The following is a 12,740-nucleotide window of genomic DNA, read 5'->3' as shown; positions in this document are numbered from 1 at the left end:
TCAGCCGCCCGCCGTCACCTCGACCTCGGGCAGTCCGGTGAGCGGCGCGCCGATGGCCTGCATTGCCGCCAGTGACAATCGACTGCCAGCCGTCGCAGGCCCCTCAATGGGGATCAGGGTGACACCGACGCTTTGGCCCGTCTCGACCGACCGGACGCGTCCGGGCTGTTCGGTGCCGACAAGCGGTGTCTTCAACCACAAGCCGGGCTGCGCCGCATCCCCAAGGGACGCAACAGTCGTGCCCAGATTGCCGCTGCGCGCCGGTGCAGGGGCCTCGTCTGGCACCGCCTCGACGGCTTCGACCCCATCGGGCCGTGACTGCGGGCGCACCGTCGCATCATCGGCACCGACCACAGCCCCCGCAGGAGCCTCACTGCCCTGTTCAGGCAGTATTCCACAGCCTGCTACGCAGACCAAACTCATCAAAATCAGTCTCATGTCCCCATCATACTCTGCCCAGATTGACACGCAATGCCCCTTGCGGGTCGGGCCGCGCGCACATACCACTTATCTCATGACCGCTCCTTTGATTGATCCCTTTGCGCGTGCGATTACCTATCTGCGCGTCTCTGTCACCGACCGCTGCGATTTCCGCTGTGTCTATTGCATGTCCGAAAACATGACCTTTCTGCCCAAGAAAGAGCTGCTGACCCTCGAGGAACTGGACCGGATGTGTTCGACCTTCATTGGTCTCGGCGTGGAAAAGCTGCGGATCACGGGCGGTGAGCCGCTGGTGCGGCGCGACATCATGACATTCTTCAAGGCCATGGGCCGCCATCTCGAGGCGGGCACGCTCAAGGAGCTGACGCTGACCACCAATGGCAGCCAGCTCGAACGCTTCGCGAGCGATCTTTATGCCGCGGGGGTGCGCCGGGTGAACATCTCGCTCGACACCATCGACGAGGGCAAATTCGCCGAGATCACGCGGTGGGGTCGCCTGCCCCAGGTGTTGCGCGGAGTCGATGCGGCACTGGCTGCCGGCCTTAAGGTCAAGATCAACGCCGTCGCGCTCAAGAATTTCAACGAGGACGAGCTCGAGACGATCACCCGCTGGTGTGCCGAGCGCGAGATGGACCTGACGTGGATCGAAGTGATGCCCATGGGCGATCTCGGGAACGAGGACCGTCTCGGGCAATACTGGTCGCTCAAGGACGTGCGCGCCCGCTATGCCGATCACTACACCGTCACCGATCTGGCCGAACGCACGGGCGGGCCGGCGCGCTATGTGCGGCTTGAGGAGACGGGGCAAAAGATCGGCTTCATCACGCCCCTGTCCCACAATTTCTGCGAAAGCTGCAACCGCGTCCGGCTGACCTGCACGGGCGAGATTTACCTGTGTTTGGGGCAAGAGGACATGGCCGATCTGCGCGCCCCCCTGCGCGCCCACCCCGAAGATGACGCCCCATTGCAGGATGCAATCCGCGCGGCCATCGGCATGAAACCCAAGGGCCACGATTTTGACTATTCCCGCCAGCGCCTCGATGGTCAGATGCCACGGCACATGAGCCACACGGGCGGCTGACCCATATGCGGCCCACGGCCCTGTTTCGGCTCTATCGCGCGCTGAGCGCCCTTGCCCTGCCCTTTGCCGCGCGCCGGGCGGTGGCCAAGCTGCGCGATGGTGGCGTCAGTGCCGAGCGCGCCCATGAACGTCTGGGCCATGCCACCGAACTGCGCCCCAATGGGCCGTTGATCTGGTTTCATGGGGCAAGCGTGGGCGAGGCAAAGTCGGTGCTGCCCGTCCTCCACCGCATTGCCCTCGATCACCCGGACGTGCGCCTGCTGCTGACGTCCGGCACCGCCACCTCGGCTGAGGCCATTGCAGGACGAATGCCCCATGGCGCGATACACCAGTTCAGCCCGCTCGACGGACGCGGGCCGATGGCGCGGTTCCTGCGCAACTGGCGGCCCGATCTGTGCGTGCTGGTGGAATCCGAGTTGTGGCCCAACCTCCTTGATATGTGTGCGGAGGCCGACATTCCCGTCGCTCTCCTCAATGCGCGGCTGTCCGATAGCAGTGCGCAGGGCTGGACACGCTTTCCCGGCACCGCCGCATATGTGCTGCGCGGGATCGTGATGGCCCATTGTCAGGACGCGCGCAGCCGGGATCATCTGCGCGCCATGGGGCTGGAGTATGCCCAACAGGGCGCGAACCTAAAGTCGATGATGGGTCCGCCGATGATCGACGCGGTGGCTCGGGCGCAGGCGCATGCCGACTTGGGCAACCGCCCCATTTGGGTCGCCGCCTCGACCCATCCCGGCGAAGAAGAGGTCATACTGGCCACCCATGCCCAACTGTTGGCGGATGACCCTGATCTGTGCCTCATTCTGGTGCCGCGTCATCCCGAACGCGCTGATGAGATCGCAGCGTTGATCGCGGATGCCCACCTGTCGCTCGCGCAACGCAGCACCAGAACAGGCGATGCGACCAGAGCCGAAGTCTACCTCGCGGATACTATGGGCGAGACGGATTTGTGGTACACGCTCAGCCCTATCGTCTTTCTCGGTGGCTCGTTCACGAATGTGGGCGGGCATACCCCATTCGAACCCGCCGCCGCCGATTGCGCAATCCTGCACGGGCCGCATTATGTGAATTTTGCCGAGGCTTACGCACGTTTTCTTGCCGCAGATGCAAGTATGGAGGTCGAAGACGGCGCGGCACTGACGCAAGCCGTCCGTACTTTGTTAGACGACCCGAACCGCGCCGCCACGCTCGCCGCAAACGCCCACCCGTTGGTGCAATCGGGGGACGGGCCACTTGGGGAGCTGGCGACGCGCCTCTTCTCTCTGGCGGGTGCCCACGCTAAGGATCTGCATGACTGATCTGTCCCAAATCGATGTGATCGCGCCGAATTTCAAACGGCGGTTGTCGGGCGTGACCTCGACCGTAATCCGGCTGGTGCCCTTGCAGGCCCGCCAGATCGCGATCACCGCCTGCGCGCCCGAAGTGCCCGACTATGTGCCCAATGTGCATTGGTCGCACCTGATCACGATGGGGCGCGGCGGCCCATCTGGCGCAAGGATCTGGCACGCCCGGCGCAATGTCGAGATGATCGCAGGGATCGCCCTCAAACGGCTGCTTGGCAAACGGCTCAAGCTGCTCTTCACGTCCGCCAGCCAGCGCCACCACACCGGGTTGACCCGCGCGCTTGTCGCGCGCATGGACGCGGTTATCGCGACCTCGGCCAAGACCGCCACCTATCTCAGCGTGCCCAACACCGTCATCCATCATGGTATCGACACCGAGGTGTTCACCCCGAGCCCGGACAAGTCCGCGCTGCGCGCCGAATTGGGCTTGCCCGCGGGCCCCTTGATGGGTTGTTTCGGCCGCATTCGCGCGCAAAAGGGCACGGATGTCTTTGTGGATGCGATGATCGATGTGCTGGGCCGCCGCCCCGATGCCTGCGCCATCGTGATGGGCCGCGCGGTCGACAAGGATCAGGCGTTTCTGGACGATCTCAAGGCCCGCGTACAGGCGGCAGACCTGTCCAAGCGGTTGCTTTTCCTGCCCGAAGTACCCGTGTGGGAGACCCCCAAATTCTATCAGGCCCTCGACATCTACATCGCTCCGCAGCGGTGGGAAGGATTCGGGCTGACCCCGCTCGAAGCGATGGCCTGCGCAGCGCCCACGATCTGCACGCGGGTCGGCGCGTTCGAGGAACTGATCGTGGACGGTCAGACCGGCACCCTGATCGCACCGGGGGATGTGGGCGAGATGGTTGCGGCGACGGACGCGCTGCTGGCCGACCCTGCGAAGCTGACGACATGGAGCGCAAATGCCCGCGCCCACATGGTCGAGAACTTCCAGCTTAAGCAGGAAGCGGACGCCATTATTGCGATCTACCGCGCCCTGCTGGCGGATCAGACAGCGCCCTGACACATCCGGGTGCCGCTGCGCGCGTCGCCTTTGGCCCCACTCTTTCGCGCACGCCTTGCGCCCTTTCAGGACGCAAGCGGCATCCGCTGCTCCACGATCTCGGCCCACCACGAACAGCCCGCCGGGATCGCCTCGTCGTTGAAATTGTATTCGGGGTGGTGGACCATCGCCGTGTCGCCATTGCCCACGAGAATATAGGCACCGGGCCGCTCTTCGAGCATGAAGGCGAAATCCTCACCCCCCATCACCAGCGGGGCCTCATCGCATTGGCCTGAGACCGAGCGCGCCACATCGGCGGCGAAGGCTGTCTGGTCGTCATGGTTCACCATCACGGGATAGTTGCGCTGATAATCGACCCGCGCCACGCCGCCAAAGGTCGTTGCGATACCTTCGCAAACCTCCACCACCCGCTTTTCGGCCAGATCGCGCATCTCGGCGCTCATCGTGCGCACCGTGCCCATGATCGACACCTTTTGGGGGATGACGTTGAAGGCCTTGGATGATGTTTCGAAAGAGGTGATCGACACCACGATGCGCTCAATCGGGTCGGCGTTGCGGCTGACAATGGATTGGAGCGCGGTGACCGCATGACTGGCCATCAGGGTCGTATCGATCGTGTCCTGTGGCTTGGCCGCGTGCCCGCCCAGCCCCTCGAACTCGATATTGAGCAGATCTGTCGCGGCAAAGAACGGCCCCGGCCGGATGGCAAACTCGCCCACTGGCCGCCCGGGCCAGTTGTGCATGCCATAGACTTCCTGAATGCCCCATCGGTCCATCATCCCGTCCTTGCACATCTCGCGCCCGCCCCCGCCGCCTTCTTCCGCCGGTTGGAAGATCACCACGACCGTGCCGTCGAAATTGCGGGTTTCGGCCAGATATTGCGCCGCGCCAAGCAGCATGGCCGTGTGCCCGTCATGCCCGCAGGCGTGCATCACGTCCGGCGTTTTCGAGGCATAGTCGAGCCCGGTCTGTTCATGGATCGGCAGCGCGTCCATGTCCGCGCGCAGGCCGACGACCTTGCCCGCGCTGTCGGATTTGCCCTTGATGACACCCACAACGCCGGTGCGCCCGATCCCCTCGGCGACCTCGTCACAGCCAAAGGCACGCAGCTTGTCTGCCACCAGCGCGCTGGTGCGGTGCGTCTCGAACAGGATTTCGGGATGTTCGTGCATGTCGCGCCGCCAAGCGGTGATGTCAGCGTGCATTTCGGCAAAACGGTTCTTGATCGGCATCTGTTAAGCCTCCTGAAAAAAGGGTTACTGCGCGGGCATCCGCTGTTCGACAAGTTCGACAAACCAGCTGCACCCCGCCGGGATCGCGTCGTCATCGAACACATAGGCCGGGTGGTGGACCATGGGACCCTCACCATTGCCAAGGAAGATATAGGCCCCGGGCCGCGCGTTCAGCATGAACGAAAAGTCCTCGGCCGCCATGATCGGGGGCGTGTCGGTGGTCACGTCGCCTGCCACTGCGCGGGCGGCAGCGATGGCGTATTCGGTGTGATCGGCGTCGTTCACAGTCACGGGATAGCCAAGGCGATAATCCACCTCGACCTCGCAATCATAGGCCTCGGCGGTGGCCTTCGCGATGGCCTTCACCCGCGCCTCGACCATATCGCGTACCTCGGCATCCAGCGCGCGCACGGTGCCGGTCATCCGGGTCTGCTGCGGGATCACATTGTGCGTGTCCACGTCCGAATGCAGCGCACAGACTGACACCACCGCCGCCTCGAGCGGGTCGACATTGCGGCTGGTGATGCTTTGCAGACCCAGGATGATGTGGGCCGCGGTCACATTGGGGTCGATGGACTGGTGCGGGGCCGCCGCATGCCCGCCCTTGCCAGTTACGGTGATGTAAAACTCATCCGCACTGCCCATCAGTGCCCCGGGCCGGATCGCGAATTGCCCGGTCGGCAGGCCCGGCATGTTGTGCAGCCCATAGACCTCCTGCACGCCAAAACGGTCCATCACGCCCTCGTTCACCATCTCGCGGCCTCCGCCCCCACCCTCTTCGGCGGGTTGGAACAGCAGCACGACTGTCCCATCGAAGTTGCGGGTCTCGGCCAGATATTGCGCGGCCCCAAGCAGGATCGAGGTGTGCCCGTCGTGGCCGCAGGCGTGCATCGTACCCGGAGTGGTCGAGGCATAGTCCACGCCAGACGCCTCATGGATCGGCAGCGCGTCCATATCCGCGCGCAGGCCGATCACCCGGCCCTTGCTGTCGGTGCGCCCTTTGATGACGGCCACCACCCCGGTCTGCGCGATGCCGGTCTCGACCGTATCCACGCCAATCTCGCGCAGCTTGTCGGCGACGAAAGCCGACGTTTCATGCTCTTCAAACCCCAGTTCGGGATGCGCATGTAGATGCCGCCGCCAGCCGGTGATCTCGGCGTGGGTTTCGGCCAGACGGTTCTTGATGGGCATGGGGCGTCCTTTCGGGGTCAGACAGAGGGGCCGATGCGCATCCGCGTTCCATCGGTAAAGCGGCTCAGGCGGAACCGTGTCAGATCATGGCCCACCTCAGCCCCGGTGACCAGAGCGGCAAGCACCTTTCCCATGCCGGGGCCGATGCCAAAGCCATGACCGCTCATGCCCGTGCCCACGGTCAGCCCCGGCAGGGCCGCGACCCGATCCACGACCGGCACGACGTCCGGCATCGTGTCTATCATGCCCGCCCAAGCGGATTTGATCCTGACCGGGCCGAGGTCTGGGAAAAGTGCCGCAAAATCGCGGGTGAGGGCCGCGACCTTTCTGGCATTGGGTTTGGGGTCGAGGATGCGCATCCGCTCAAACGGGCTTTCCGCGTCTTCGGCCCATGTGCGCGGGGTGCCCCACGCATCCGGGAAGCCCCTGGGCGCGCCCGGCAGAAAGCGTGTGCCGAACGGATCGGCACGCAGTTGCGCAAGGTATTTGGGCAAGGATCGGAACGCGTCAGGGCCGACGAACAACTCGTGAAAGCCGCCCGCGGCGAGGGAATATCCCCCATCCGCGCGGGGCCGGAACGCGATGGTCTCATCCGCAGCACCACCGGGATAGACCATGGGCAGCGGCTCGGTCGCGGCCACCGTCGCGCGCACCGAGAGTTGCGGCAGGGCGACCCCGTGGCGGCGCAGGAACAGGGACGACCACGCACCACCCGCCAGCACCACCTCGGGCGCGGCGATGCGGCCCTGTTCGGTGATGACCCCGGCGACCTTGCCCGCCTGCATATCCAGCGCACGCACCGCACAGTTTTCGACGATCTGCACACCCGCGCGCGCCGCGACCCCTGCCAACGCAGGCACGGCCACCCACGGCTCGGCCCGCATGTCCGACGCGGTATAGAGCGCCCCGCCATAGCTGCGCGACATGCCAGGGATCAGATCGGCGGTTTCGGCGCTCGACAACATCCGGCTGTCCACGCCATGCGCGCGCGCATGGGGCAGCCACGCCTCATATTCAGCCAGTTCCTTTTTGGTGCGCGCCAGATAGGTGACCCCACCCGTCTCCAGCCCGATATCCACATTGGTCTCGGTCGCGAGCGCGCGCCACAGCGCATTCGCCTCGACCATGATCCCCAACTCGTCCGGGTCGCGGCCCTGCTGGCGAATCCAGCCCCAATTGCGCGAGGATTGCTCGCCCGCGATGCGCCCTTTTTCCAACAGGACAACATGCAAGCCATCGCGCGCCAGAAACAGGGCCGTGCACACACCGATCACACCGCCGCCAATGACAACCACATCCGCTTCGTCAGGGTGTAGGTCGCCCCACGTCACCGGGGTCTCGCTATGGATCGGAAAGCGCATCAGCGTGCCGCTGAATGGGTCGGCGGGCGGGCGTCTTTTGGCCTTGGGCCAAAACAGACCGGTTGCGACCTCACGCCAGCCGCGCCACCAGATCGCGCATGAAGGCATGGCCCGCTTCGAACTGAGCCACGGTGATGAATTCGTTGGGTTGATGGGCCTGTGCGATGTCTCCGGGACCGCACACGACAGCCGAGTAGCCTGCCGCCTGAAATTGTCCGGCTTCGGTGCCATAGCTGACCACGTGGCCCGCATTGTCCCCGGTGATCGCGCGCACCAGCCCCTCGGCCGCGCCATCTTCCTCGGGCTGCAACGGTGGCACGTTGAACCGCGTTTCGACCTCGACCCGCGCCTCAGGGCGGATGGCCTGCATGCCCCGCTCGATCTCGGCCACATGGGCGAGGTAGGCCTCTTTCAGCGCGACCGTATCGTCGCCCGGCACCGCACGGAAATCCATCGAGAACCGGCAGGACTTGGCGGTGATGTTATGCGCGGTGCCGCCCGCCACCTGCCCCACATGCCACGTGGTGCAGGGTGGGTCGAACATGGCCGCCAGCGGTGACGGGGTGGCGGCAAAATTCTCGGCGTTGCGGTGATTGGCGAAGTCGATGATCTTGGCCCCTTCCAAAATCGCACTGACGCCGGTGTTGAGCAGTGAGGAGTGCACCTCGAATCCGATCACATGGGTGTCAAACCCCTGCCCACCCTTGTGGCCGGTCACAGCCTTCATCATCGACGGCTCCCCCACGATCACAGGGCCGCCCTTGGGAACGACGCCCTGCATGGCCTCGATCATCGGCGGGGCACCAAGGCAGCCGATCTCTTCATCAAAGCTCAGCGCCAGCTGCATCGGGGTGGACACACCCGCATGGTGCGACTCCACCAAGGCCCAGATGGCCAGCGCGTCATAGCCCTTCATGTCGCAGGTGCCGCGCCCGAAATACTTGCCGTCCTTTTCGGTGACGACAAACGGGTCGGTGTCCCATGGCTGGCCATCCACGGGCACCACATCCGTGTGTCCCGACAGCACGACCGCGCCCTCGACCTTGGGGCCGACATGGGCGAAGAGCGCCGCTTTGGGCTGGTCGGGATGGTAATGGCGATGCGCGGTGATGCCGTGATCGTTCAGATAGCCCTCGACCCAATCGACCAGCGGCAGGTTGGTGTCCCGGCTCACAGTGGGAAAGCTGATCAGCTTGGTCATCAAGTCCAGCGGAGTCAGGCGCACTGCCATGAAGTCAGTACCCGCTATCGGTGGTCAGCACGAAATGGCCCGGTTCGACCTCGTCATATTCCGACGGGGCCGGGTCGTAGTCGACCGGATGGATCGGCGAAGGGATCGGTTTGAAGTTCAGATCCTTTTCCGCCTTGCGCTTGCGCGGATCGGCAATTGGCACGGCCTTCATCAGGGCCTGCGTGTAAGGGTGCTGGGGGTTCTCGAAGACGCGGGCGCGCGGGCCCAACTCCACGATCCGACCCAGATACATGACGCCGACGTGGTGGCTGACGCGTTCAACGACGGCCATGTCGTGACTGATGAACAGGAAGGACAGGCCCATATCGGCCTGCAACTCCATCATCAGGTTCAGCACCTGCGCCTGCACCGACACGTCCAGCGCCGACACCGCCTCGTCCGCGATGATCAGCTTGGGATTCAGCGCGAGGGCACGCGCGATGGCGACCCGCTGACGCTGCCCGCCCGACAACTCGTGGGGATAGCGGCGCATGAAGCTGCGCGGCAACTCGACCCGGTCAAACAGCATCTCGACGCGCTTGCGTCCCTCATCGCCCTTGAACATGCCGAAATTGTTCATCGGCTCGGCCACCTGATCGGCCAGCTGCATCTGCGGGTTAAGCGAGGCGAACGGATCCTGAAAGATCATCTGCATGTCACGCCGTGCCTCGCGCAGATCGCGGTCATTCAGCGCCATCACGTCCATATCACCCAGCATGATATGACCCGCCTGCGGCTCCACCAGTCTCAGGATCGACCGCCCGGCCGAGGATTTGCCACAGCCCGACTCGCCTACAAGGCTGAGGGTCTGGCCCTTGTTGATGGTAAAGGACACATCCTCGACCGCGTGCACGTTGGCCACGAGACGGCGGAAGAAACCGCCGCGCACGGGGAAACGGGTCGTCAGTCCCTCGACTTTCAGCAGCGGCTCGGTCGTGCCGGGGATCGGCGCGATGGACTTCTGGGTGCGCCCCATCAGCTTCATCGGTTCGGGATATTCGGTGCCCGTCATTTCGCCCAGTTTGGGCACGGCCGCCAGCAGCGACTTGGTGTAGGCATGCTGCGGGTTTTCGAATATCTCGGCGACGGGGCCTTCTTCGACCTTGTTCCCGCGGAACATGACCACGACGCGGTCTGCCATCTGGGCAACCACGGCCATGTCATGCGTGATGAACATCACCGCGGTCCCGGTCTCGCGCTTGAGGCGGTCCATGAGGGCGAGGATTTCGGCCTGAATAGTCACATCCAAAGCGGTCGTGGGTTCGTCCGCGATCAGCAGCCGGGGTTCGCACGCCAGCGCCATCGCGATCACCACGCGCTGGCGCATCCCGCCGGACAACTCGTGAGGGTATTGCTTGAGGCGACGTTCGGGCTCGGGGATGCGCACCTGTTTCATCAATTCCAGCGCACGGGCCTCGGCAGCGGATTTGCTGAGACCCTTGTGCAGCCGCACGCCCTCGGTCAGTTGCTTGCCCACGGTAAAGACGGGGTTCAGCGCGGTCATCGGCTCCTGAAAGATCATCCCGATCTCGTTGCCGCGAATGGTGCGCATCAACTCCTGGTCGGTGTCGGCCAGATCAACGGGGTCGGCATCCTTGCGGTCAAAGATCAGACGCCCGCCTGCAATCTCGCCCCCGCCAAATTCGACTAGGCGCATGAGCGACAGCGACGAGACCGACTTGCCCGATCCCGACTCACCCACGATGCAAACGGTTTCGCCCTGATTGACCTCGAACGACACATCCTCGACACCCACGACGGGCCCGTCCTTGGTCTGAAATTCGACCCGCAATCCTTTGATATTGGCAATCGGCGCGTGGCCCGGCTGATCAAGCATTCAGTTTTTCCCCGATTTTTGAGCCGTTATGACCCAACAGTTCAAAGAGTGGGCGAAGGTCCGGGCACTGTCAAACATAAGACACCCGAAATTCCCGATTGACCGCACGCAAGGCTTGCATTTTCAGCAACATCTGTTTCGATATGGCGATGCACTTGGGGGGCCGAGCGTAAAAATCGCGGATAAACCGTGGGTTACGCAATGTCATGTGACGCACGCCCTTCTGGTCTGAACCGGCGTCCCGACCAACGGGGCGTATTTGATGCGCGGGGTCGCCCGCCATCCAACAAGGAGTATGACATGACAGTAAAAACCCTTCTCATGGGTGCAGTTGCGAGCATTGGCCTTGCACCGGCGGCATTTGCCGAACGCGGTGCGGACGGCCAGGTCAGCATCATCTATTGGCAAGCGCCTTCGATCCTGAACCCGTACCTGTCAGGCGGTACCAAAGATATTGAATCCGCCTCGCTCGTGCTGGAACCTCTCGCGCGCTACAACGAGACCGGCGTGATGGTCCCGTTCCTCGCCGAGGAAATTCCCACTGTCGCAAATGGCGGCGTGAGTGAGGATCTGACCTCGATCACATGGAAAATCGCCGAAGGCATGGCGTGGTCAGATGGCACGCCCGTGACCTCGGCCGACGTGAAATTCACCGCCGATTACTGCATGCACCCCGAAGGCGGCTGTGCGCAGGCGGCGTTCTTTGACGGCGTCGAAAACGTCGAGGCCGTGGATGATCTGACCGTCAAGGTCACCTTCAACCAGCCCAAGCCCAACCCTTATGGCCCCTTTGTCGGCGGCCAGTCCCCGATCATCCAAGCCGCACAGTTTGCTGACTGCCTTGGGGCAAAGGCGCCCGAATGCACCGAGGCCAACTTCAACCCCATCGGAACCGGCCCCTTTGTCGTCGATGATTTCCGTCCCAATGACGTGATCCAGTTCTCGGCCAACGACAACTACCGCGATCCGGCCAAACCCGCCTTTGCCTCCGTGACCTTCAAAGGTGGCGGCGATGCAGCGGCTGCGGGACGTTCGGTGCTGGAAACCGGCGAATTCGACTACGCCTGGAACCTGCAACTGGCCCCCGACGTCATCGCGCGCATGGAAGCCGCAGGCAAAGGCACCGCGATCGCAGGCTTTGGCCCGCTGGTCGAACGGATCGAGATGAACATGACCGATCCCTCGCCCGACCTGCCCGAAGGCGAGCGTTCGACCGTCGCGCATCCGCACCCGATCCTCAGCGACATTCGCGTGCGTGAAGCCCTGTCCAAAGCCATTGACCGCGCGCTGCTGGTCGAAGTGGGCTATGGTCAGGCCGGCAAGGTCACCTGCGATCTGGTCCCTGCACCCGATATGTTCGCCGGTGGCGATCAGCATTGCTATGAGCAGGATATCGAAGGGGCCAAGGCCCTGCTCGACGAGGCAGGCTGGACCGACACCGACGGTGACGGCATCCGCGACAAGGACGGCATGAAGCTGGAACTGCTCTACCAGACGTCGACCAACGCCGTGCGTCAGGACTTCCAGGCCCTGATCAAACAGTGGTGGAGCGAGATCGGCGTCGAAACCGAGCTGCGCAACCTCGATGCGTCCGTCTTCTTTGGTGGGGATCCCGGTTCGCCCGACACGTTCCAAAAGTTCTATGCGGACGTGGAAATGTATGCCAACACCTTCAACGGCACGGACCCCCAGCAATATCTGGCGGCCTATCGTTGCGGTGGCGAACCCAAGCCATCAAGCCAGTGGCAGGGTGAAAACATCAACCGCTTCTGCGATCCCGAATATGACGCCCTGATTGATGAACTTGCCCGCACCGGCGACATCGAAAAGCGCGCCGAAATCGCGATCAAGATGAACAACATGCTGACCAAGGACACCTTCACCATCGTGCCACTCGTGCACCGTGGCCGGGTGTCGGCCCATGCCAACTCGCTTGGCGGCGTCAAGCTGAACGTCTGGGACAGCGAGCTGTGGAACGTGGCCGACTGGTACCGCGTCAAGTAAGCATCAA

General features: G+C 63.6%; 10 protein-coding genes. 4 read left to right on the top strand and 6 right to left on the bottom strand.

Annotated features, from left to right (window positions below):
• Positions 1–438 carry a hypothetical protein gene (locus Q0908_RS00365; RefSeq protein WP_299280347.1) on the bottom strand — a complete coding sequence of 146 codons (438 nt, stop codon included), beginning with the start codon at positions 436–438 and terminating at the stop codon, positions 1–3.
• A gap of 76 nt (positions 439–514) precedes the next feature.
• On the opposite strand from Q0908_RS00365, the gene moaA reads away from it, so the two are divergent.
• Genes moaA through Q0908_RS00350 form a run of 3 tightly spaced genes read left to right on the top strand, consistent with a single transcriptional unit; the run spans position 515 to position 3,877 of the window.
• Entirely contained in the window at positions 515–1,522 is a 1,008-nt protein-coding gene (gene moaA / locus Q0908_RS00360) for a GTP 3',8-cyclase MoaA (RefSeq protein WP_299280345.1), read from the top strand.
• A 5-nt stretch (positions 1,523–1,527) separates the two neighbouring features.
• Positions 1,528–2,823, top strand: coding sequence for a 3-deoxy-D-manno-octulosonic acid transferase (locus tag Q0908_RS00355; RefSeq protein ID WP_299280343.1), 1,296 nt, complete (start codon positions 1,528–1,530; stop codon positions 2,821–2,823).
• On the top strand, positions 2,816–3,877 hold the full coding sequence (locus Q0908_RS00350) for a glycosyltransferase family 4 protein (RefSeq protein ID WP_299280341.1): 1,062 nt from the start codon (positions 2,816–2,818) through the stop codon (positions 3,875–3,877). Before Q0908_RS00355 ends, Q0908_RS00350 begins: the two co-directional genes overlap by 8 nt.
• 65 nt (positions 3,878–3,942) lie before the next feature.
• Here the strand turns inward: Q0908_RS00350 and Q0908_RS00345 are convergent, their stop codons facing one another.
• The 5 genes from Q0908_RS00345 to Q0908_RS00325 all read right to left on the bottom strand — a co-directional run bounded on the left by Q0908_RS00345 (position 3,943) and on the right by Q0908_RS00325 (position 10,729).
• A complete protein-coding gene (locus Q0908_RS00345) occupies positions 3,943–5,109 on the bottom strand; it encodes a M20 aminoacylase family protein (protein WP_299280339.1) in 1,167 nt (388 codons plus the stop codon).
• A 24-nt stretch (positions 5,110–5,133) separates the two neighbouring features.
• On the bottom strand, positions 5,134–6,300 hold the full coding sequence (locus tag Q0908_RS00340) for a M20 aminoacylase family protein (protein ID WP_299280337.1): 1,167 nt from the start codon (positions 6,298–6,300) through the stop codon (positions 5,134–5,136).
• Between the two features lie 17 nt (positions 6,301–6,317).
• Positions 6,318–7,661, bottom strand: coding sequence for an FAD-dependent oxidoreductase (locus tag Q0908_RS00335; protein ID WP_299280871.1), 1,344 nt, complete (start codon positions 7,659–7,661; stop codon positions 6,318–6,320).
• A 70-nt stretch (positions 7,662–7,731) separates the two neighbouring features.
• The gene (gene argE / locus Q0908_RS00330; protein WP_299280334.1) at positions 7,732–8,892 is read right to left on the bottom strand and encodes an acetylornithine deacetylase; all 1,161 of its coding nucleotides are present in this window, start codon (positions 8,890–8,892) and stop codon (positions 7,732–7,734) included.
• 4 nt (positions 8,893–8,896) lie between these two features.
• The gene (locus Q0908_RS00325; RefSeq protein ID WP_299280332.1) at positions 8,897–10,729 is read right to left on the bottom strand and encodes an ABC transporter ATP-binding protein; all 1,833 of its coding nucleotides are present in this window, start codon (positions 10,727–10,729) and stop codon (positions 8,897–8,899) included.
• A gap of 300 nt (positions 10,730–11,029) precedes the next feature.
• Between Q0908_RS00325 and Q0908_RS00320 the strand changes: the two genes are divergently transcribed.
• Entirely contained in the window at positions 11,030–12,733 is a 1,704-nt protein-coding gene (locus tag Q0908_RS00320) for a peptide ABC transporter substrate-binding protein (protein ID WP_299280330.1), read from the top strand.
• The last annotated feature ends 7 nt before the right edge of the window (positions 12,734–12,740 follow it).

This window comes from uncultured Tateyamaria sp. (genome assembly GCF_947494755.1).
Classification (GTDB): domain Bacteria; phylum Pseudomonadota; class Alphaproteobacteria; order Rhodobacterales; family Rhodobacteraceae; genus Tateyamaria.
This window is presented reverse-complemented; position numbering and strand designations above follow the sequence as displayed.